We start from the raw sequence: 23,146 nt of genomic DNA, 5'->3' as shown, positions 1-23,146 counted from the left end.
CCGGTATCTGCCGACGGCCTTGATGCCAGCTACAGAGCATTGAGTATTGTATGTGGTTCCAAGTCACATTGCGGCGTCTTAGTCGTCAACGTATAAAAATACGTGCATGGTGAAACTTTTCCATCAGGCGCTTAACCCCTAAAAGTCGGGGATCTAGCGCCTTGGCATGCAGGGAACATGGGAAAACACTTGGAATTTACCGGTTTTTGGTTCTGTGTCGTGGCGCCGAAATGTTACTATTGTTCTACTGAGTTATTCAGCGGTGTCTGCATGGGACCCCCAAGACTATGCAGGCGCTGGGTGGGTAAGTTTCCCCAAAGCTTATTCATCGACAAGGAGCCTGTATCTAGCGTCCCCCAAGTGCTAGATGCAGGCCCTGTCTTTTAACTTCGAGGCAGTGGCAGTAATCACAGCCCGCCCCGACGCCCTGGATTTGGATGACGGCCAAGGGCATGCCTACAATAGAAATACCGAAGACCGTCGGTTGAGCATTTTTGCTCCTAAAGGTCCGTAAGGACAACCAACGCAGGTTTCATAGATTTGCTTTAACTTGAATGAGTTGAACTGCCCTGTGCTCCTGCGCGGGGCTATTTTTATGGCCTCGCCGGTTATGAAACGGTACCGAACAAAACCCCGGAAGGAGTGTTATGGCAACCCCAAGCAAGACTGCAGCGATCGAAGAGATCACCGCTGACTTCAAAGATTCATCTGCGGCTGTCTTGACCGAATACCGTGGGCTTACCGTTGCACAGCTCAAGGATCTGCGCCGCTCGCTTGGTCAGGAGACCAAGTACGCCGTTGTGAAGAACACCTTGACCGCTATCGCAGCGAAGGAAGCCGGCATCGAAGCATTCGATGACCAGCTTTCCGGTCCGACCGCTATCGCCTTCATTAAGGGCGATGCAGTTGCTGCCGCAAAGAGCCTCACGGAGTTCGCCAAGGCCAACGACAAGCTGGTTATCAAGACCGGTTGGTTCGAAGGCAAGGCACTTGATACGGCTGGCATCGCGGCCTTGGCTGCGCTGGAATCGCGCGAGACTCAGCTGGCACGTGTTGCTGCCGTGCTGCTGGCTCCAGCTTCCGCTGCTGCCCGCGTCGTCGACGCCCTGCGTGTAAAGCTCGAAGAGAACGGTGGCGCTGCCGCTGAGGAAGCCCCAGCTGCTGCTGAGGAAGCCCCGGCTGCCGCCGAGGAAGCTCCGGCAGAAGCCTAAGCTTTCGCGATTCTCTCGCAACGTAACCCCAATTCATAGGCCGCAAGGCCAAAACCGAAAGGACGCCGACCATGGCGAAGCTCACCAACGAAGAGCTGCTTTCCGCATTCAAGGAAATGACCATCATCGAGCTTTCCGAGTTCGTTAAGGAATTCGAAGAGACCTTCGACGTAACCGCTGCTGCAGTTGCAGTTGCAGGTCCAGCTGGCGGCGGCGAAGCTGCTGCTGAAGAGCAGACCGAATTCGACGTAGTCCTCGAGTCGGCTGGCGACAAGAAGATCGCAGTCATCAAGGAAGTTCGCGCAATCACTTCCCTGGGCCTGAAGGAAGCTAAGGAGCTCGTTGACAGCGCTCCTAAGGCTCTGCTTGAGGGTGTTGCCAAGGATGCTGCTGAGAAGGCTAAGGAAGCCCTCGAAGCTGCTGGTGCAACCGTCACCGTTAAGTAAGTTCCGCGGTCACTCGCAACTTATTGTCAAGGGTCCACAGATTTTCATCTGTGGGCCCTTGGCCGTTAACTGAATGATTCCTTAGAGATTACTTTATAACGTTTCTATTAACAGCGTTTATATAGGTTCAAAGTTTACGCTGGTACTTGTGTTGACTAGCGCCGCCATTCAGAAGAACAAACAGACCCCCCGCTTGGGTTTGTTGGATGGACTACGAATCACCGCCGCGGTGGTTGTAGTCCTCTATCACTACACCGCGTGGGGTCATAATTTTTGGGGCCAATACGCGCCCGACGCCTGGCCGGTGCTCTCCGCTGTGACTCGCTACGGGCAGATCGGCGTCCAGCTGTTTTTCCTGATTTCCGGGTTTGTGATCCTGATGTCGCTCCAAGGCAAAACGGTGATCCAATTCATTGGGTCGCGAGTGGGAAGGCTCTACCCGGCCTATTGGGTGGCCGTGTTTGCGGCAGCGTTGTTGTCGTTCAAGATTTGGCCAACGATTGCCGACGGCCGTGCGATATCGGATATTCTGCCCAATCTGACCATGATGCAAACCGCGTTCGAGGTCCGGCACCTAGACGGTGTGTATTGGACGCTGTGGGTGGAGCTGCGCTTTTACATTTTGCTTGGGTTGATGTTGCTCTTCGGGCTGATCAAAAACAAGGCGATCATGTGGCTCTCGGTGCTGTGGCCAGCGCTGGGGCTTTACCTGCACTTCACGCCTCACACCACACTCCAAGAATGGGTAGCCGGCCCGTACGCTTCGCTTTTCGCCGCCGGTATGGTGCTCTATCTGATCTACCGTGACGGGCATAGTGCGCTTCGGTGGGTTGTGGTGGCCGCTAATACCGCTGTTGCCGCCTATTTTACCGGGCTCAAAGGCAGCGAAGACGCGCTAACGCTGTCGCATATGCAGGTACCAGCGTGGCACTTCCAGCTGCTGATTGTACTGTGTGTCGGATTGCTGGCGGTCTGTACGCTGACACCCCTGAAACACGTTCAAGCCTCATGGCTGGCTGTGGCCGGTTCGCTGACATTTCCGCTGTATCTCTTCCACCAGCTCTGGGGTTGGTGGATGATCAACCAACTGCACACCTATGTGAACAAGTATGTTTTACTGCTGGGCACCATTACGGTGCTGATGCTGTGGTCGTATGTTGTCGCGCGATTTGTCGAAAGGCCGGTGGGCCTATGGTTGCGTCAGGCTACCATCGCCGGTCTGACCAAGGCTCAAAGCGCGGTGCGCAGGGGACTGGCCAAACCTGGTGTGGCTATTCCGGAGTCGAAATATCCGCAATCGTGGCCTCAAATCCGTTAACCAGATCCTGGGGGTTTACCAGCAGTCCATGGAGGGGGTCCCCGCTGCCCAAGGCGACTCGTGCGGGGACCGGATTGGCGAACACGCTGGCGTCGATAAGCACAGGCAGAACTGTATGGGAGCCAAACGGTGTGATGGTACCCCTGACAAAATGGGTGACGGCTAAGGCCGTTTCCGCATCTGGCAAAGAGAGCTTGTTGACCTGCAAGACTGCACGAATCTTTGCCCAGTCGAGTTTTCGGCCCCCCGGGATGAGGGCAAAAACGAAAGTGTCATCCGAGCGTTTGAGCACCAGGGTTTTGAGCAGGTGTTCGGGAATTACCCCTAGCAGCTGTGCGGCTTCCTGAAGTGACCGCGCGGCCTGCCTCGGGACCAACTCGATGGGTACAGCGCGACGCTGGGCATCCAGAAGAACTCGGGTCATGGCCTCCGAAGCGTTCAGATCCGACATTAGGTTTCCCTTCATGGTGCGTGCTTGCTGCCCGTCGCAACGGTATCGAGATCACGGTACCGCGGCATCTATAGAGCCGAGCCTAATGCAGGGCGGGGCAACGCCATGATTATCGCGGTGATGACACACGGGGAGAACCCGTGTTGCGTAGCAAACTGGAGGTTTCCGTGCGGCAACACTAAAAAGTTTCGTCGCGAAACGCAATATTCATGGCCTTCGCGCCACGTTGTGACTAATCCCACTTTTAGGGAGAAGTGAAATTTTGGCCCGACGGCCAGAAGAATTCTTGCGGTATTGCAGCGCTGCGACTTCAGCAGAAAATGCCGTGATGATCTGGGAAAAGTATCAATTCGGGGGACCGGGAGCGCGTTCGCTGTGTGAAAAGCGAGGCATTTGCTGAACTGCTACGTGGTGACCGCGATGACAGGGCCGAAAACTATAGCACGAATTGAGTCCGGAGGTGTCGACAAGTGCAAATTCCTCCGGTAGGGTTGAAGTTTGCGCCTTACTGTTTGCGCGCGCGGCCTTCATATAGCGGTGGGTCTCGCGAGCGAAAAGAGGGCTTGTCCTATGACAGGCACCTTAGCACGGTAAGCGTTCGGAAACCTGACGGTCTTTGGAAGGATCCATCTTGGTCGCCTCGAGCAACCCTAACAACCAAACCGCTAGTTCGGCTCGCGATGCTGCATACGCTGGCCGACTTTCTTTTGCAAAGATTCACGAACCACTTGAAGTGCCTAACCTGCTGGCATTGCAGACCGAGAGCTTTGACCGCCTCGTCGGCAATGAGCGCTGGGTAGAGCGCCTGACCAAGGCCGAAGCCGCTGGCGATACCAGCGTGCCGAACACCTCGGGTCTGGCTGAAATCTTCGAGGAAATCTCCCCGATCGAGGACTTCCAGGACACCATGTCCCTGAGCTTCTCCGATCCGGAATTCGCTGATCCCAAGTACACCATTGCGGAGTGCAAGGATCGCGACGCCACCTACTCGGCACCGCTGTACGTCAAGGCCGAATTCATGAACAATGAAACCGGCGAAATCAAGCAGCAGACCGTGTTCATGGGCGATTTCCCGCTGATGACCGAAAAGGGCACCTTCATCATCAACGGCACCGAGCGTGTCGTGGTGTCCCAGCTGGTTCGCTCCCCGGGTGCATACTTCGAGTCCGCACCGGATAAGACCAGTGACAAAACCATCTACTCGGCACGCATCATCCCGTCCCGCGGTGCTTGGTTTGAACTGGAAATCGACAAGCGCGACCAGATTGGTGTGCGTCTTGACCGCAAGCGCAAGCAGTCGGTCACCGTCCTGCTGAAGGCCCTGGGCTGGAGCGAAGAGCAGATCCTGTCCGAATTCGGCCAGTACGACTCGGTTCGCGCCACCCTTGAGAAGGACAACATCAAGGACCAGAACGAAGCGCTTCTGGATATCTACCGCAAGCTTCGTCCAGGCGAGCCTCCTACGGTTGAGGCCGCCCAGGCGCTGCTGAAGAACATGTACTTCGAGCCCAAGCGCTACGATCTGGCCAAGGTCGGCCGTTACAAGATCAACCGCAAGCTCGGTGTGGAGACCCCGGTCAACGCAGAGAACGCCTCGGTGCTCTCGATTGACGACCTGGTCGCCATGATCCGTTACCTCGTTGCGTTGCACGCAGGTGAGAAGACCGTCTCCGGCACCCGCAAGGGCGAGATCGTCGACGTTCCGGTGAACGTTGATGACATCGACCACTTCGGCAACCGTCGCATCCGCGCGGTGGGCGAACTGATCGAGAACCAGATCCGCACCGGCCTGTCCCGTATGGAACGTGTGGTGCGCGAGCGCATGACCACCCAGGACGTTGAGGCGATCACCCCGCAGACCCTGATCAACATCCGCCCAGTGGTGGCCGCGATCAAGGAATTCTTCGGCACCTCGCAGCTCTCGCAGTTCATGGACCAGAACAACCCGCTGGCCGGCCTGACCCACAAGCGCCGCCTGTCGGCTCTGGGCCCGGGCGGTCTGTCGCGCGATCGCGCCGGCATGGAAGTTCGAGACGTTCACCCGTCGCACTACGGTCGTATGTGCCCGATTGAAACTCCCGAAGGCCCGAACATCGGCCTGATCGGTTCGCTGGCAACCTACGGGCGTATCAACGCCTTCGGTTTCATCGAAACCCCGTACCGCCGTGTCACCAACGGCGTGGTCTCCAACGAGGTCGACTACCTGACCGCGGATGACGAGCTGCAGCACTACATCGCGCAGGCAAACGCCCCGCTGGATGAGAACGGCGCGTTCATTGAAGACGCCGTGCTGGTCCGTGAAAAGGGCGGTGGCGGTGAACCCGTGATCGTCGACGCCGATGAAGTGACCTTCATGGACGTTTCCCCGCGCCAGATGGTGTCCGTGGCTACCGCCCTGATTCCGTTCCTGGAGCACGACGACGCGAACCGCGCACTGATGGGCGCCAACATGCAGCGCCAGGCAGTGCCGCTGCTGAAGTCCGAGCGCCCGCTGGTTGGCACCGGCATGGAGAAGTACGCGGCGATTGACGCCGGCGACTCCGTGGTGGCTTCCAAGCCGGGTGTGGTGACCGAGGTTTCCGCAGACCTGGTGGTTGTCATGAACGACGACGGCACCGAGTCGATGTACCCGATCATGAAGTTCGCACGCTCCAACCAGGGCAACGCGTACAACCAGCGTGTTCGTGTTTCCGAGGGCGACCGCCTGGAATTCCAGTCGATCATTGCCGATGGTCCGTCCACCGACTCCGGTGAGCTGTCCCTGGGCAAGAACCTGCTGGTGGCATTCATGTCCTGGGAAGGCTACAACTACGAGGATGCGATCATCCTCTCCCAGCGCATGATCTTCGAAGACGTGCTCACCTCGATCCACATCGAAGAGCATGAAGTCGACGCCCGCGACACCAAGCTGGGTGCCGAGGAAATCACCCGCGACATCCCGAATGTCTCGGAAGACATCCTCTCCCAGCTCGATGACCGCGGCATCGTGTACATCGGTGCAGAGGTCGAGGCCGGCGACGTGCTGGTGGGTCGCGTGACCCCCAAGGGCGAAACCGAGCTGACCCCGGAAGAGCGCCTGCTGCGCGCGATCTTCGGTGAGAAGTCCCGTGAAGTGCGCGACACCTCGCTGAAGGTGCCGCACGGCGAGTCCGGCACCGTGATTGGTGTGCGCATCTTCGACCGCGACAACGACGACGAGCTCTCACCTGGTGTGAACCAGCTGGTGCGTGTCTACGTGGCCCAGAAGCGCAAGATCACCAACGGTGACAAGCTTGCAGGCCGTCACGGCAACAAGGGTGTTATTTCCAAGATTCTGCCGCTGGAGGACATGCCGTTCCTTGAGGACGGCACGCCGCTGGACGTCGTGCTGAACCCGCTGGGTGTGCCAGGTCGAATGAACGTCGGCCAGGTTATGGAAATCCACCTGGGTTGGGCCGCCAAGCAGGGCTGGAACATCGAAAACGAGCCAGCCTGGGTCAAGGACCTGCCGAACCTGCCTCGCCAGTCGGCATCCACCACCGTGGCCACCCCGGTCTTCGACGGCGCCTCGGAAGAGGAAATCCGCGGAATCCTGGATTCGACCAACAAGACCCGCGACGGGGTGCGCCTGATCGGCAACTCCGGCAAGGCCCGCTTGTTCGACGGCCGCTCCGGCGAACCGTTCCCGGATCCGGTCTCGGTCGGCTACATGTACATCTTGAAGCTGCACCACCTGGTGGATGACAAGATCCACGCCCGTTCCACCGGTCCGTACTCCATGATCACCCAGCAGCCGCTGGGCGGTAAGGCCCAGTTCGGTGGCCAGCGCTTCGGTGAGATGGAAGTGTGGGCCCTGGAGGCCTACGGCGCCGCGTACACGCTGCAGGAAATCCTGACCATCAAGTCGGATGATATCCACGGTCGTGTGAAGGTGTACGAAGCCATCGTGAAGGGCGAGAACGTCCCGGAGCCAGGTGTTCCGGAATCGTTCAAGGTTCTGATCAAGGAAATGCAGTCGCTGTGCCTGAACGTCGAGGTGCTTGGCACCGACGGCCAGACAATCGAAATGCGCGAATCGGACGAGGAATCATTCCGTGCCGCAGAAGAGCTCGGCATCGACCTGTCCCGGTCGGAGCCGAACTCCGTAGAGGAAGTGTAGTCCGGCGCGCCGCCCGGAAGACATTCTCCGGGCGGCCGCGCCGCACACCAACTTATTCGTATCGACTTCAGACACCATAGAAGAGAGAAAAGGACCCTATGTCCAACGATTCCTCATTTGGCCTCATGCGCATTAACCTTGCCACCGCGGACGAAATCCGCGCCTGGAGCTACGGCGAGGTCAAGAAGCCTGAAACCATCAACTACCGCACCCTGAAGCCGGAGAAGGACGGTCTTTTCTGCGAAAAGATCTTCGGTCCTTCCCGCGACTGGGAATGCTACTGCGGCAAGTACAAGCGTGTACGTTTCAAGGGCATCATCTGCGAACGCTGCGGCGTTGAGGTGACCCGCGCAAACGTGCGCCGTGAACGCATGGGCCACATCGAGCTTGCCGCTCCCGTGACCCACATCTGGTACTTCAAGGGCGTTCCTTCGCGCTTGGGCTACCTGCTGGACTTGGCGCCGAAGGACCTGGAAAAGGTCATCTACTTCGCCGCCTACATGATCACCTCAGTGAACGAGGATCGCCGCCACGCGGAGATGCCGAATCTGCAGGCACAGCACGACCTCGAGCTGCGCCAGCTGGCGAACAACTCCGAAGCTGACAAGAAGGCTGTTGCAGCCGACCTGGAAGCCGAGCTGGAGCGTCTGGAAGCCGACGGCGCCAAAAACGCCGAGCTGAACAAGGCCCGCACCCTGGCCGAGAAGACCGTCCTGCAGATCGACAAGCGCGCCAAGGCTGAAGCCGAGCGCCTGCGTGCGGTCTGGGAACGCTTCAAGGGCCTGAAGGTCGCCGACCTCGAAGGCGACGAAGGCCTGTACCGCACCATGCGTGAGAAGTACGGACTGTTCTTCGAAGGCTCCATGGGTGCCGAGGCGATCCAGAAGCGCCTGGAGAACTTCGACCTTGAGGGCGAAGCCGAAGAGCTGAAGTCGATCATCGACAACGGCAAGGGCCAGAAGAAGGCCCGTGCGCTCAAGCGCCTGAAAGTTGTCAACGCATTCCTGGCCAATGGCAACTCGCCAAAGGGCATGGTGCTCGACGCCGTTCCAGTGATCCCGCCAGAGCTGCGCCCAATGGTTCAGCTTGACGGTGGCCGTTTCGCCACCTCGGACCTGAACGACCTCTACCGCCGTGTGATCAACCGCAACAACCGCCTCAAGCGACTGCTTGATCTCGGGGCACCTGAGATCATCGTGAACAACGAAAAGCGCATGCTGCAGGAAGCCGTTGACTCCCTGTTCGACAACGGCCGTCGCGGCCGTCCGGTCACCGGACCGGGCAACCGCCCGCTGAAGTCCCTGAGCGACATGCTCAAGGGCAAGCAGGGTCGTTTCCGTCAGAACCTGCTGGGTAAGCGTGTTGACTACTCGGGCCGTTCGGTCATCGTGGTCGGCCCGCAGCTGAAGCTGCACCAGTGCGGCCTGCCTAAGCAGATGGCCCTGGAGCTGTTCAAGCCGTTTGTGATGAAGCGCCTGGTTGACCTCAACCACGCACAGAACATCAAGAGCGCCAAGCGCATGGTCGAGCGTTACCGCCCGCAGGTGTGGGATGTTCTCGAAGAGATCATCACCGAGCACCCGGTGCTGCTCAACCGTGCACCAACCCTGCACCGCCTGGGTATCCAGGCCTTCGAGCCTCAGCTCGTTGAGGGTAAGGCGCTGCAGCTGCACCCGCTGGTGTGTGGCGCGTTCAACGCTGACTTCGACGGCGACCAGATGGCAGTTCACCTGCCGCTGAGCCCCGAAGCCCAGGCTGAAGCCCGCATCCTGATGCTGTCCTCGCACAACATCCTCAAGCCTTCGGACGGCCGTCCGGTGGCTCTGCCTTCGCAGGATATGATCATCGGCCTGCACCACCTCACCACCAAGCGTGAGGATGAAATGGGCGCCGGGCGCGTGTTCTCCTCGGTTTCCGAGGCCATCATGGCCAAGGACCGCGGCGAACTGCACCTGAACGCTCCGATCAAGGTGCGTGTTGAGAAGTTTGTTCCTTCCGACGAGCAGGCAGCTCCGGAAGGCTGGGAGCCAGGTACCCCGGCACTGCTGGACACCTCGCTGGGCCAGGTGCTGTTCAACGACACCCTGCCTGCGGACTACCCATGGGTATCCCGCGTGGCCGGCAAGGACGCGCTGTCCGACATCGTGAACGACTTGGCTGAGCGCTACCCGAAGGTTGTCGCAGCGGCAACGCTGGATAACCTGAAGGATGCCGGTTTCCACTGGGCAACCCGCTCGGGCATCACCGTGGCGATCTCGGACATCACCTCGAACATGAACAAGGCCAAGATCCTTGAGCCGTACGAGGAACGTGCCCGCAAGGTCCAGGCCTCGTACGACAAGGGCCTGATTGCCGACGTTGAGCGCCGCCAGGACCTGATCGACATCTGGACCAAGGCTACCGACGAGGTTGCCGAGGCCATGAAGAACGGCATGGAAGAGCTGAACACCATTAACCGAATGGTGACCTCCAAGGCTCGTGGTAACTGGCTGCAACTGCGCCAGATTGCCGGTATCCGCGGCCTGGTGTCCAACCCTAAGGGTGAGATCATCCCGCGCCCGATCAAGTCTTCCTACCGTGAAGGCCTGTCCGTGTTGGAGTACTTCATTGCAACCCACGGTGCCCGTAAGGGTCTGGCGGATACCGCACTGAAGACCGCTAACTCGGGTTACCTGACCCGTCGTCTGGTGGACGTTTCGCAGGACGTCATTGTCCGCGAAGAGGACTGCGGCACCAAGCGCGGCTTGACCGTTGCCATTGCGGACACCACCAGCGGTGTGCGCGTGAAGCACGAAACCGTGGAGAATTCGGCGTACACCCGTACGCTGGCCGCCGATGCCAAGGATGCCGAAGGCAACGTCTTGGCGGCTGCCGGCAGCGACGTGGGCGACGTGCTGATTGACGTCCTGTATGAAGCAGGCGTTGATGAGATCCGCGTTCGCTCCGTGCTGACCTGCGACTCCGCTGTGGGAACCTGTGCACTGTGCTACGGCCGTTCGTTGGCAACCGGTAAGACCGTGGACATCGGTGAGGCAGTGGGCATTATCGCCGCGCAGTCCATCGGTGAGCCTGGTACCCAGCTGACCATGCGTACCTTCCACACCGGTGGTGTGGCATCGGCTGACGATATCACCCAGGGTCTGCCTCGTATCCAGGAGCTCTTCGAAGCCCGTACCCCGAAGGGTGTGGCTCCGATGTCAGAGGTCTCCGGTCGCGTGTCGATCGAAGACGACGAGAAGCAGCTGCGTGTTGTGGTGACCCCGGACAACGGCGACGAGAAGCAGGCCTACCCGGTTCTGCGTCGTGCTCGCCTGCTGGTGGAAGATGGCCAGTCCATCACCGCCGGTACCCAGTTGACCAGCGGTACCCTGGATCCGAAGCAGGTGCTGCGAGTTCTGGGCCCACGTGAGGCGCAGAAGTTCCTGGTCCGCGAGGTTCAGGACGTGTACCAGTCCCAGGGTGTGGGCATCCACGATAAGCACGTGGAAGTCATCGTCCGCCAGATGCTGCGTCGCGTCACCGTCATCGAATCAGGCGAAACCGAGTTGCTCCCGGGCGAGCTTGCAGACCGTTCACGCTTCACCGCGGCGAACCGCAAGGCCGTTGCCGAGAGCAAGCGTCCGGCTGCCGGTCGTGACGAGATGATGGGTATTACCAAGGCATCGCTCGCCACCGATTCGTGGCTGTCGGCTGCTTCCTTCCAGGAAACCACTCGCGTCCTGACCCAGGCCGCGATGGAAGGCAAGGAAGATCCGCTGCGCGGTCTGAAGGAGAACGTGATCATCGGTAAGCTGATCCCGGCCGGTACCGGTCTGGATCGCTACACCCAGGTCGACGTTGAGCCAACCGATGAAGCAAAGGCAACTTTGTTCACCGGCACCTCGGCCTTCTCCTCGGGTCTGTACGACGATGCGCTGGAAGGCGGGCTGTCGCCTGAATTCCGTGCCATCTCGATGGACGACTACGACCACGGCTCGGACTTCCGCTAAACCGGAAGCCTGCCGAGGCTAGTTAGCTCGTAGGGCGCCCGCCGCACACTTAGGTGTGCGGCGGGCGCCTTCGGCTTTAATGCCGGCTCAGGTCTTCGTGATGCCATGCCGCGTGCCCGCAGGAAAACAACATGGGGGATTCATCAACCAGTAAATGACCTTGCCGCGAGGGTCGGCGGTGGTTCATCCAAGGTCCGCATGGGGTAGCTGCGGGGGAGCGGCGCAAACGCAGCCCGAACCCCGATGCTCCCGATTGGGATGATTTATCAACTAGCCTCAGTAGGTGATCGCAGTCGGTATGCGCAGTCGGTGTAGCGAGCTTCGCTGCCGGTCCTCTGGGTCCGGGTACTGCTGCCGAGCGGGAATGCCGCTGGCGAGGATCTGGGTGGCCGGGTGCATGGTGCCGGGCCCTTTTTGGCATGAGTAGAATTTTCAACTAGATGTCAATTCATCTATAAAAGCACCCATGCTCTCGGTGCGACGCGCTGTTCAGTGAGGTGTCACCTGATGGCGGTTGCCCGTTCACCGACGGGCGATAGTTTGGAACCAAGGTCCTCACCGCCCGGTGGCATCAAGCAGTAATCGCACGGTGCCCCGCGGTGAGATAGCTTACTGTTCATGGTGCAGGGGCTGATTAATGCTAGAGTTAAAGCAATTGTTTTATGTGTGGCAAAATGGACTCGGTCCGGGTTGCGGGTAGGTTGCGCAACGAATGCCACACTTTCGCACGCCTAGGGACAATCAGATCCTGGATGGGCGGTAAAGCAAGCAGTTAGTGCTGCAAAGGACAGTGTGAGCCCGCATAAGCCCGCCCTGCCCGATGCCGTGCCGAAGAACTTAGACAATGGAAGGACACGAAAGTGCCTACTATTCAGCAGCTGGTCCGCAAGGGCCGCTCGCCTAAGGTCGTAAAGACCAAGGCTCCTGCCCTGAAGGGCAACCCAATGCGCCGTGGCGTGTGCACTCGTGTGTACACCACCACCCCAAAGAAGCCGAACTCGGCACTGCGTAAGGTCGCACGTGTGCGCCTTGCCGGTGGCATTGAGGTCACCGCTTACATCCCAGGTGTCGGTCACAACCTGCAGGAACACTCCATCGTGCTCGTTCGCGGTGGTCGTGTGAAGGACTTGCCAGGTGTCCGTTACAAGATTGTTCGTGGTGCTCTGGATACCCAGGGTGTGAAGGATCGTAAGCAGGCTCGTTCCCGCTACGGTGCAAAGAAGGATGGTAAGTAATGCCTCGTAAGGGTCCGGCGCCAAAGCGCCCACTAGTTTCTGATCCAGTTTACGATTCCCCATTGGTCACCCAGTTGATCAACAAGGTTCTCGTAGACGGCAAGAAGTCCACTGCAGAGCGCATTGTTTACGGTGCACTCGAAGGTGCAGCTGCCAAGTCCGGTACCGACGCCGTGTCGACCCTCAAGAAGGCCATGGACAACATCCGTCCGGCCCTTGAGGTTCGTTCCCGCCGTGTTGGTGGCGCGACCTACCAGGTTCCCGTCGAGGTCAAGCCAGGCCGTGCAACCGCACTGGCTCTGCGCTGGCTGGTTGGCTACTCCAAGGCTCGCCGCGAGAAGACCATGATCGAGCGTTTGATGAACGAGATCCTGGACGCCTCGAATGGTCTTGGTGCAGCTGTGAAGCGTCGTGAAGACACTCACAAGATGGCTGAGTCCAACAAGGCATTCGCCCACTACCGCTGGTAAGAACCGCTTGGAATTGCTGGGCGTCTACCGGCGCCCGGCAGTTCCAGCACCACCTCTTAGGGAGACAACGTGGCACAGGACGTGCTGACTGACCTGAATAAGGTCCGCAACATCGGCATCATGGCTCACATCGATGCCGGTAAGACCACAACTACCGAGCGCATCCTTTTCTACACGGGTGTAAACCACAAGCTCGGTGAGACCCACGACGGTGCCTCGACCACCGACTGGATGGAGCAGGAAAAGGAACGCGGTATCACCATTACCTCCGCGGCCGTGACTTGCTTCTGGAACAAGAACCAGATCAACATCATCGACACCCCGGGCCACGTTGACTTCACCGTTGAGGTGGAGCGCTCGCTGCGCGTGCTCGATGGCGCCGTTGCCGTGTTCGACGGCAAGGAAGGTGTTGAGCCGCAGTCGGAGACCGTTTGGCGTCAGGCTGACAAGTACGATGTTCCACGCATCTGCTTCGTCAACAAGATGGACAAGCTGGGCGCTGACTTCTACTTCACCGTAGACACCATCGTCAAGCGCTTGGGTGCCAAGCCGCTGGTTATGCAGCTGCCAATCGGTTCCGAGTCGGAATTCACCGGCGTTGTGGACCTGCTCTCCATGAAGGCTTTCGTCTGGGAAGGCGACGCCAAGGGCGACGTCACCATGGGCGCAGCGTACGAAACCCGCGAAATTCCTGCAGACCTGCAGGAAAAGGCCGAGGAATACCGCGCAAAGCTGGTTGAAGATGTCGCTGAGGCATCCGAAGAGCTGATGGAGAAGTACCTCGAAGGCGAAGAGATCTCCGTTGAGGAGCTCAAGGCAGGCATCCGCAAGATGACCGTGAACTCGGAAGCCTACCCGGTCTTCTGTGGTTCGGCCTTCAAGAACCGCGGTGTGCAGCCTATGCTGGACGCCGTGATCGACTACCTGCCATCCCCACTGGATGTGGGCGCCATGGTCGGCCACGATCCAAAGAACGAAGAAATCGAGCTCACCCGCGAGCCTTCCGAGGATGCACCATTCTCGGCACTGGCTTTCAAGATTGCCGCTCACCCGTTCTTCGGCCAGTTGAACTTCATCCGCGTTTACTCCGGCAAGGTCGAGTCCGGCGCACAGCTGCTGAACTCCACCAAGGGCAAGAAGGAGCGCGTTGGCAAGCTCTTCCAGATGCACTCCAACAAGGAGAATCCGGTAGACGAGATCCACGCAGGTCACATCTACGCAGTGATCGGCCTGAAGGACACCACCACCGGTGACACCCTGTGCGATCCGCAGAACCCAATCGTTCTTGAGTCGATGACCTTCCCGGATCCAGTGATCTTCGTGGCCATCGAGCCTAAGACCAAGGGTGACCAGGAAAAGCTGTCGACCGCTATTCAGAAGCTCTCGGCGGAGGATCCAACCTTCACCGTGTCGCTGAACGAAGACACCGGCCAGACCGAAATCGGCGGCATGGGCGAGCTTCACCTGGACATCCTGGTGGACCGCATGAAGCGCGAATTCCGCGTGGAAGCCAACGTCGGCAAGCCGCAGGTTGCATACCGCGAAACCATCAAGAAGGCTGTGGAGAAGGTTGACTTCACCCACAAGAAGCAGACCGGTGGTTCGGGTCAGTTCGCAAAGGTCCAGGTCTCGTTCGAGCCTCTGGAAGTTGTGGACGGCGTAACCTACGAGTTCAAGAACGCCGTCACCGGCGGTCGTGTGCCTCGTGAGTACATCCCATCGGTTGACGCAGGTATCCAGGACGCCATGCAGTACGGTATCCTCGCCGGTTACCCGCTGGTTGGCGTGAAGGCCACCCTCATCGACGGTGCTTACCACGATGTCGACTCCTCGGAAATGGCATTCAAGATCGCTGGTTCGCAGGTATTCAAGGAAGGCGCACGCCGCGCCAACCCTGTTCTGCTCGAACCACTGATGTCCGTTGAGGTTCGTACCCCGGAAGAGTACATGGGCGACGTTATCGGCGACCTGAACTCCCGTCGTGGTTCGATCCAGGAGATGTCCGACGCCGCAGGCGTTAAGGTCATCAAGGCTGGTGTGCCACTGTCTGAGATGTTCGGTTACATTGGTGATCTGCGTTCCAAGACCCAGGGTCGCGCAGTTTACTCGATGACCTTCGACAGCTACTCTGAGGTCCCGAAGGCTGTTGCCGACGAGATCATCCAGAAGTCCCGCGGCGAGTAATCGTCCGGGAACAACCACTTGGCCGTGACCCCCGTGTGGGGAAGTGGCCGATCGCAAGGCCGGCGTTAATTCGTTGAGGCCGGCCTTGCAAACGGCCAACGAGGGATTTGCATCACATGCAGGGCCCGCAGAGGACCGAAATTTCCATATTTATCCATGCCCCCAGTAGACTATTTGAAGTTCGTTTGCGAACCGCGCAGACGAAAAATGTCTTCTGTAAATGTTTCTAGGAGGAACTTGTGGCAAAGGCAAAGTTCGAGCGCAGCAAGCCGCACGTCAACATTGGTACCATCGGTCACGTTGACCACGGTAAGACCACGCTGACCGCAGCAATCTCCAAGGTTCTGGCTGACAAGTACCCAGATATCAACGAGAAGCGCGACTTCGCTAACATTGACTCCGCTCCGGAAGAGCGCCAGCGCGGTATTACCATCAACATCTCGCACATCGAGTACCAGACCGAAGCTCGTCACTACGCACACGTTGATGCTCCAGGCCACGCTGACTACGTCAAGAACATGATCACCGGTGCTGCCCAGATGGACGGCGCGATCCTGGTTGTTGCCGCAACTGACGGCCCAATGGCTCAGACCCGCGAGCACGTTCTGCTGGCCCGCCAGGTTGGTGTTCCTACCCTGATGGTCGCACTGAACAAGTCGGACATGGTTGACGACGAAGAGCTGCTTGAGCTCGTGGAGATGGAAGTTCGCGAACTTCTGTCCTCGCAGGGCTTCGATGGCGACGACGCACCAGTGATCCGCGTTTCGGGCCTGAAGGCTCTGGAAGGCGATCCAAAGTGGGTTGCAGCTGTTGAGGAACTGATGGACGCTGTTGACAGCTTCATCCCGAACCCAGTTCGCGACCGCGACAAGCCATTCCTGATGCCAATCGAGGACGTCTTCACCATCACCGGTCGCGGTACCGTGGTGACCGGTCGCGCCGAGCGTGGCACCCTGGCCATCAACTCCGAGGTCGAGATCGTTGGCATCCGCCCGATCCAGAAGACCACCGTTACCGGTATCGAGATGTTCCACAAGCAGCTCGACGAAGCATGGGCAGGCGAGAACTGTGGTCTGCTGCTTCGCGGTCTGAAGCGCGACGATGTTGAGCGCGGCCAGGTTATCGTAGCCCCAGGCTCGATCACCCCGCACACCAACTTCGATGCAAACGTCTACATCCTGTCGAAGGACGAAGGCGGACGTCACAACCCGTTCTACTCGAACTACCGTCCGCAGTTCTACTTCCGCACCACCGACGTAACCGGCGTTATCACCCTCCCAGAGGGCACCGAAATGGTTATGCCAGGCGACAACACCGAAATGTCGGTTGAGCTGATCCAGCCAATCGCTATGGAAGAGGGCCTCGGCTTCGCTATCCGTGAAGGCGGCCGCACCGTTGGTTCGGGCAAGGTCACCACGATCACCAAGTAGTTTCTACTTGATGTTCTAGACCGCTAGCGGTCGAACAGCTTTCCCCGTCACTCATTACGAGTGGCGGGGATTTCTGTCTTAACGGTGTCCGAATGTGGCAAGTAACTCTAAAAGCTGGTCTAATTGGAGAAGGGCGGCGACTGCTCGCCGCACAATAGATCAGTTGTGAGGGGAGCGCACGGAGAATGGAAGTGGTCTTAGCACTGGTTCTGATCGCGGCAGCGTTTTTTATTGGCCGCCGGCAGGGGAGCAAGACTCCCGCCAAGGATTCACCGGCGCTGCTCAAGGCGCGCGAAACCGCCTGGCAGGAAGGGTATGGCGCCGCGGTACGTTTCTACGCCGAACAGCAGCGCAGTGCCGCGGCCACGGCCGCCGTGTCCGAAACAGCCCCGGGCGCACCCGAGCCTGCCACACCCGAACCGGTGGCACCCGAATTCTCGAACGCAGGGCCGGCAACGCCAGAGCCACGGGCCACTGAGCGGCCTGCGGCCGATTCCGTGCCTCAGGCGGGCGCAACCACCGAACCGCAGGCGCCTAGCCGCCAACTGTTCTGGCAGGCCGCACCGGCCACGAATGCAGCGACGGTACTCTCGGCCGCCTCTGCGCCGCCGGTGCTGAGCACCCCTGCCAAACCGGTCAAGGTCCTCAGCAAACGCGAACGCGAACTGCGAAACATCAACATCACCCTCTACGTGGCGGCGCTGATGATTGTTGCAGCCGGGGCGCTGTTCCTCAGCTTTGCGCTCCCGCCCCTGGCCAAGTTGGTGGCGTTGTTCGCCCTGGCCGGGGTGTTCTACGGCGGCGGATTGATTGTCCACGCTACCCGTGCCTCGTTGCGTCCGGCCGCCGCGGCCTTTGCCGGCACAGGTCTCGCGTTGCTTCCGCTGAGCGCCATTGCCACCTACAACACCGTGAACCTCAGCGGTCCCACGGTGTGGCTGGTGTTCTCCGCCATTGCCACGCTGGCCGTTGGGTACGCCACGTTGCGCTTCCGTTCCCGGGTTCTTGCCTGGCTGGCGGTGCTGATCCTGGTGAGTACCGCCATGGCCGGGGCAGCCACCATGCAGCGTGGAGTGTTCTACTACTTGCTGTTTTTGTTGCTGCTCTCCATCATCTTGTTGCTCGCCGCTACACGCAGCATGGCAGTGCGCGCCTCCCTGTTCTTCCAGGCGCTGCATTCAACGGCGCAGCTGCTCCCGGCATTGGTACTGGGATTGGCGGTGATCCTTGCCTCGCAACTGAGCGCGCGGGATTACCTGTGGGTCTTTTTCCTGCTGACCATACAGCAACTGCTGGGGGTCAGGCTTTTCGATTCCATGCGCCACCTGCGATTCCTGGGGGCGCGGCTGAGTGCCATGCTCACGGTGGTGGCCGGCTGTGCGGTGCTGGAACTACGCGTCTCAACCATCGCGCTGGTTCTTGCCTTCCTGCTTGCCGCCCAGGGCGTGGCGGTGCTGGTGGCCGGGCGACGGTATCGCGAAGTTTTTGCCGTTGATGATTCACTGTGGCGCATCGAGCGAGCTAGCCTCTGGGTATTGAGCTTGCTGTCCGTGGTGACCGCCTATGAGGCAGGCGGCTCCGCGTCCGAGTCCAGTCTCATCAGCCTGGTCGTGGTTCCGGTCTTGATGCTCTCAACCTTGCCGGGACTGTGGCGCAACGCGAAAATTGAGGCCGCGGCGCTTCTGCTGTTTGCCTTTGTGCCCGCTGCGGACAGCGCAAGCGACCCTTGGCGCCTGTTGCCCTCGCTGATTCTGGCGCTGGTGATCATGGTGCTCATCAGCCGGCGGACCGAGGGAGCCTGGAATGCAGGCTATCGGATGGTGCTGTGGTTCCTGGGCCTGGCCCTGGGCATCACTGCCGGACGCAGCGCAGCTACGCTGATGTATCCTTCTGAATTCCCGGCGCAAAGCCTGGGAAGCATCCTCGGGCTGTGGGTGGTTCTTTTTGCCTGGTGGGCCGCGGACATCCTGCGCTTGAACTCAAACTCACTGAGAATCCGTGAGCTTGATCTGCGACCAGTGCGGATCGCCTTCAGCGCGTTGGCTGCCGCCGGGACCCTTGCTGCGCTCACCGGATTGGGCTCCGACCAGGCACAGATACTCTTCGGGTTGAGCCATGCGGGTTGGTTTGTTGTTGGCATGATCCCCGCCGTGGTGTTGACCATGGCCTCGGGGCTGCGGATCGCCGCGCATTCCACGCGCGAGGAGCACCTGGTACGTGCAACCGCGGCAGGAATTCTAGTGCTCATTGGACTCTTGAGTCTCACGCTCACGTGGTGGCAGGTTGCCCCGCTGCTGGGACTGGCGCTGATTGCTTACTTCCTCTTCGAAGCCCGCCGGGTACACCACGCGATGTGGAAGATGATTTACGCCGGTGCTGCGCAACTGATCTTCTCGGGCTCCATCTGGTGGTTCACCTGGCACATGGGCTTTGACGTGCATGGCCAGTTCGCCATGTTCATGGTCTCCTTGGTCCTGCCGCAACTCGCTCGTTTGGGTTATGCCTGGCGTCAGCGCCAGCAGCTGCGCAGCGAGCTGAAGGTTATCGCGTGGGGGATGTTGGTTTTCCTGCCGGTATCCACCGCCGTGTATCTGGCCGTGAACACACCGGCCGATAGGGGAGTGCTGCTCCTGGCGAGCGTGCTGTTTGGGCTGTACGGAAGTTTTGCCTTCCTTGCTGATCGGCAGGCCGGGTTCGCGCGGCAATTTTACCTGGTGGCCCCGATCCTGGGGCTGCTTGCCCTGATCCAGATTCCGGCGTGGAGCATGTCGAGAACAACCGGTTGGGTGCGCAGTGCCTGGTGGGACACGAATGTCTCCTTTGGCATGCTGTTGGGGTTCGCGGTGCTTGCCGCGAGTGCCGAGTGGATACTGCGGCGCACACAGAATCTGAGCCTGGTATTGGGTGTAGCACTGTTCGCGCCGCTGTTGGTGCTTGCCGCGTGGAATCCGGCCAGTGGATGGATCATCGCCGGGGCGGTTCTTGCCGCAATGATTTTTACCCTCTTGGTCCATACCCGTGCCGTGGCATGGTTTGCGGCGGGAACCGGAATTTTCACCAGCTACGCACTGTATCTCGTGGTCCAGCTGTGGCGTGAACAGCAGATCCCCAACAGGATGCAAACCTTGGATCTGGTGTGGGTGCTGCTGGGAGCGAGTTTTATCCTCTACGTGCTGGCGGCAGCCCACGGGCGATTCGCCGAGCCAACGCCGCGCTACCCGCAGCTCACATACCGAGCCGTGGATCCCAAGGGTTCGGCATCGAGGCTCTACCTGGCCATGGGCCTGGCGACTGCGGCCGGTGCCGGTGGGCTGGCCCATCTGGGAAGTCCCGGCACGGGCTCGGTGTTGGGCGGGGCGGTGCTGATCTTTGCGGTGGCCGTGGCCTTGCGAATTTTCGAATGCCCGCAGCAACTCAAGCCATTCACCGTTGATCTCTTGTTGCCCTTGACGGCCTGCCTGGGGATGAGCAGCTACATTCAACTGGAACATCTTCCGCAGGCAAGCACTCTGGCCGCGTACGGCAGCGTGGTGTTTGTGTTGCTGGCGCTGTGGCGGATAGTTCAAAAAACTCCGCTGCTGGAGCATCGCTACCTGGTGGTTGCCGGTGTATTGGCGAACCTGGCGATGCTGGCAGACCTGATTCAAGCCAACCCGGTGACACGAATCTACGCACTGGTGTTCTTCGCGGCACTGATTGCCTACGGACTCAAGCAAGGGCGCCGGCTGTATATCTGGTGGGGCGCGGCAACTATCACGCTAGCAGTGCTCTGGTCTCTGCGTTCCTTGGCCTTCCTCTGGCTGGTAATCCTTGGGCTTGGATTGATTGTCGCCGCGGTCATCAAACTTTCACGGGTGGACAAAAACTCGAAACAAGATAGTCCGCAGAGCGAGGTGCCTCATTCGGAGCCACCCAACGCAGACTCGCCTCGGTAAAATTTTTACGCCGGAGATCAACTCCTCGGGCGCGTGAGGTCAAGATCACGCGCCCCAAAGAGCCTGAAAGATTTGCGCGATCTGCATCGACCTGTCAGACTAGATAAGTTGCTTCGTTGCAACCCGATCCCCGTTTCGCGGGGTAATCGGCTGGTTTGAACAACCGGGATCGACTCTCACGCAGGATAATGCCTGGGGTTCGGGATCGATACAACCGTTTCAAACTCTAAGGCCTTCGATAAAAGTGAAAACTTTTGCGGGCTGTTGTGACTAAAATTTTCACGACACGCCCGAGTTCGGGGGTCGGAGCCTCCTGGGGTTGAGGAACCCGGATTTATTCGGATTCAGCCGCAGCGTAAGGCGTGCCGGCTCGCAAGAGCCCGTATATAGGCACAGAACTTGTAAATAGTGCTATCAGAAAGAGGCATGACGCCATGGCGGGACAGAAAATCCGCATCCGGCTGAAGTCGTATGACCACGAGGTCATTGACGTTTCAGCACGGAAGATCGTTGAGACGGTCACGCGCGCAGGCGCAACCGTAGTCGGCCCAGTGCCGCTGCCAACGGAGAAGAACGTGTACTGCGTTATCCGTTCGCCACACAAGTACAAGGACAGCCGTGAGCACTTCGAAATGCGCACGCACAAGCGTCTGATCGACATCGTTGATCCGACCCCGAAGGCTGTTGATTCGCTGATGCGTCTCGACCTGCCAGCGGATGTCAACATCGAAATCAAGCTTTAAGGGGAGGTGGCGAGAAAACTATGACCGCAACCCGCAATGTTAAGGGCCTGCTGGGCACGAAGCTCGGCATGACCCAGGTTTGGGACGAGAACAACAACCTGATCCCTGTCACCGTCGTGCAGGCTGATAGCAACGTTATCACCCAGCTTCGCAACGCTGACCGCGATGGCTACACCGCAGTTCAGATCGGCTACGGCCAGATCGATCCGCGCAAGGTAACCAAGCCACTGGCAGGTCACTTCGAAGCTGCTGGCGTGACCCCACGTCGTCACCTGGTAGAACTGCGCACCGCAGACGCTGCCGAGTACGCAGCTGGCCAGGAACTGTCCGTCGAGATCTTTGAAGCCGGCCAGAAGGTCGACGTCATCGGTACCTCGAAGGGTAAGGGCTTCGCCGGCGTTATGAAGCGTCACAACTTCCATGGCGTAGGCGCTTCGCACGGTGCTCACAAGAACCACCGCAAGCCAGGTTCCATCGGCGGCGCATCGACCCCAGGTCGCGTTTTCCGTGGACAGAAGATGGCCGGTCGTATGGGTTCGGAGCGTGTCACCACGCAGAACCTGACCATCCACGCCATCGACGCTGAGAAGAACCTCCTGCTGATCAAGGGTGCCGTTCCAGGCGCCCGCGGCCGTGTCGTCCTCGTACGCACCGCCGTGAAGGGAGCATAAGTAAATGACTAAGGCACTTAAGGTCGAACTGCCAGAGAGCATCTTCGGCGTACAGACCAACGTCCCGCTGCTGCACCAGGTTGTCGTTGCACAGCTGGCTGCTGCCCGTCAGGGTACCCACAAGGTCAAGGACCGCTCCGAGGTTTCGGGTGCAGGTCGCAAGCCGTTCAAGCAGAAGGGTACCGGCCGCGCCCGTCAGGGTTCGATCCGCGCTCCTCACATGACCGGTGGTGGCATCGTCCACGGCCCAACCCCACGTGATTACTCGCAGCGTACCCCGAAGAAGATGAAGGCTGCTGCACTGCGCGGCGCCCTGTCTGATCGTGCACGCTTCGATCGCGTACATGTCATTGAAAACCTGGTTGCCGGTGAAACCCCGTCGACCAAGGAAGCACTGGCAACCCTGCGTTCGCTGACCGAGCGCAAGAACCTGCTTGTCGTCATCGATCGCGCCAACGACGTTGCAGCACTGTCCGTGCGCAACCTCGCCGCTGTGCACGTTCTGTACGTCGACCAGCTGAACACCTACGATGTTCTGGTTTCGGATGACGTAGTCTTCACCAAGGCTGCATTCGATGCCCTGGTCCAGAAGGAGGAAGCCAAGTGAGCACCTTCTCCAAGGCTCCACACGACGTGGTCATCGCACCAGTCGTATCGGAAAAGAGCTACGGTCTGATCGACGAAGGTAAGTACACCTTCCTGGTCGACCCACGTTCGAACAAGTCGGAAATCAAGAATGCCGTTGAAGCTATCTTCAACGTCAAGGTTGAGTCCGTCAACACCATCAACCGTGCAGGTAAGCGCAAGCGCACCCGCTTCGGGTGGGGAACACGCAAGGCTACCAAGCGTGCAATCATCACCCTCAAAGACGGTTCGATTGACATCTTCGGCGGTCCGCTTTCCTAAGCGGAGACCACTTTAACGA

The 23,146-nt window shown here is 59.4% G+C and carries 15 protein-coding genes; 14 read left to right on the top strand and 1 reads right to left on the bottom strand.

Going from position 1 to position 23,146, the window contains the following annotated elements; all coding sequences use genetic code 11:
• Positions 1–647: 647 nt before the first annotated feature.
• The 3 genes from rplJ to ACIOWL_RS19640 all read left to right on the top strand — a co-directional run bounded on the left by rplJ (position 648) and on the right by ACIOWL_RS19640 (position 2,975).
• Positions 648–1,211: a 50S ribosomal protein L10 gene (rplJ, locus tag ACIOWL_RS19650; RefSeq protein ID WP_400389166.1), complete on the top strand. Its 564-nt coding sequence runs from the start codon at positions 648–650 to the stop codon at positions 1,209–1,211.
• 71 nt (positions 1,212–1,282) lie between these two features.
• Entirely contained in the window at positions 1,283–1,657 is a 375-nt protein-coding gene (gene rplL, locus ACIOWL_RS19645; RefSeq protein ID WP_400389163.1) for a 50S ribosomal protein L7/L12, read from the top strand.
• Positions 1,658–1,805: 148 nt separating this feature from the next.
• The gene (locus tag ACIOWL_RS19640) at positions 1,806–2,975 is read left to right on the top strand and encodes an acyltransferase family protein (protein WP_400389160.1); all 1,170 of its coding nucleotides are present in this window, start codon (positions 1,806–1,808) and stop codon (positions 2,973–2,975) included.
• Here ACIOWL_RS19640 and ACIOWL_RS19635 read toward each other — a convergent pair.
• Complete coding sequence (locus ACIOWL_RS19635) at positions 2,929–3,426, bottom strand: aminoacyl-tRNA deacylase (protein WP_400389158.1); 498 nt, start codon at positions 3,424–3,426, stop codon at positions 2,929–2,931. The genes ACIOWL_RS19640 and ACIOWL_RS19635 overlap by 47 nt on opposite strands.
• 631 nt (positions 3,427–4,057) lie before the next feature.
• Here ACIOWL_RS19635 and ACIOWL_RS19630 point away from each other — a divergent pair.
• From ACIOWL_RS19630 to rplW, 11 genes are all read left to right on the top strand, one after another.
• Complete coding sequence (locus tag ACIOWL_RS19630; RefSeq protein WP_400389155.1) at positions 4,058–7,564, top strand: DNA-directed RNA polymerase subunit beta; 3,507 nt, start codon at positions 4,058–4,060, stop codon at positions 7,562–7,564.
• Between the two features lie 98 nt (positions 7,565–7,662).
• Positions 7,663–11,553: a DNA-directed RNA polymerase subunit beta' gene (locus tag ACIOWL_RS19625; RefSeq protein ID WP_400389152.1), complete on the top strand. Its 3,891-nt coding sequence runs from the start codon at positions 7,663–7,665 to the stop codon at positions 11,551–11,553.
• 860 nt (positions 11,554–12,413) lie between these two features.
• A complete protein-coding gene (gene rpsL / locus ACIOWL_RS19620) occupies positions 12,414–12,788 on the top strand; it encodes a 30S ribosomal protein S12 (protein WP_047119685.1) in 375 nt (124 codons plus the stop codon).
• Positions 12,788–13,258, top strand: a complete 471-nt coding sequence (gene rpsG, locus ACIOWL_RS19615) for a 30S ribosomal protein S7 (RefSeq protein WP_047119684.1) — start codon at positions 12,788–12,790, stop codon at positions 13,256–13,258. Before rpsL ends, rpsG begins: the two co-directional genes overlap by 1 nt.
• Before the next feature lie 69 nt (positions 13,259–13,327).
• Entirely contained in the window at positions 13,328–15,442 is a 2,115-nt protein-coding gene (fusA, locus tag ACIOWL_RS19610; protein ID WP_400389149.1) for an elongation factor G, read from the top strand.
• 239 nt (positions 15,443–15,681) lie between these two features.
• A complete protein-coding gene (gene tuf / locus ACIOWL_RS19605) occupies positions 15,682–16,872 on the top strand; it encodes an elongation factor Tu (RefSeq protein ID WP_400389146.1) in 1,191 nt (396 codons plus the stop codon).
• A 185-nt stretch (positions 16,873–17,057) separates the two neighbouring features.
• Positions 17,058–20,807, top strand: coding sequence for a hypothetical protein (locus tag ACIOWL_RS19600; RefSeq protein ID WP_400389143.1), 3,750 nt, complete (start codon positions 17,058–17,060; stop codon positions 20,805–20,807).
• A gap of 434 nt (positions 20,808–21,241) precedes the next feature.
• Positions 21,242–21,550 carry a 30S ribosomal protein S10 gene (gene rpsJ, locus ACIOWL_RS19595; RefSeq protein ID WP_013349689.1) on the top strand — a complete coding sequence of 103 codons (309 nt, stop codon included), beginning with the start codon at positions 21,242–21,244 and terminating at the stop codon, positions 21,548–21,550.
• Positions 21,551–21,570: 20 nt separating this feature from the next.
• On the top strand, positions 21,571–22,221 hold the full coding sequence (rplC, locus tag ACIOWL_RS19590; RefSeq protein ID WP_400389140.1) for a 50S ribosomal protein L3: 651 nt from the start codon (positions 21,571–21,573) through the stop codon (positions 22,219–22,221).
• Between the two features lie 4 nt (positions 22,222–22,225).
• Positions 22,226–22,828, top strand: a complete 603-nt coding sequence (gene rplD / locus ACIOWL_RS19585) for a 50S ribosomal protein L4 (RefSeq protein ID WP_400389137.1) — start codon at positions 22,226–22,228, stop codon at positions 22,826–22,828.
• On the top strand, positions 22,825–23,127 hold the full coding sequence (gene rplW / locus ACIOWL_RS19580; RefSeq protein WP_400389134.1) for a 50S ribosomal protein L23: 303 nt from the start codon (positions 22,825–22,827) through the stop codon (positions 23,125–23,127). The genes rplD and rplW overlap by 4 nt, the downstream gene beginning before the upstream one ends.
• The last annotated feature ends 19 nt before the right edge of the window (positions 23,128–23,146 follow it).

This window comes from Glutamicibacter sp. NPDC087344 (assembly GCF_044744225.1).
Lineage (GTDB): Bacteria > Actinomycetota > Actinomycetes > Actinomycetales > Micrococcaceae > Glutamicibacter.
This window is presented reverse-complemented; position numbering and strand designations above follow the sequence as displayed.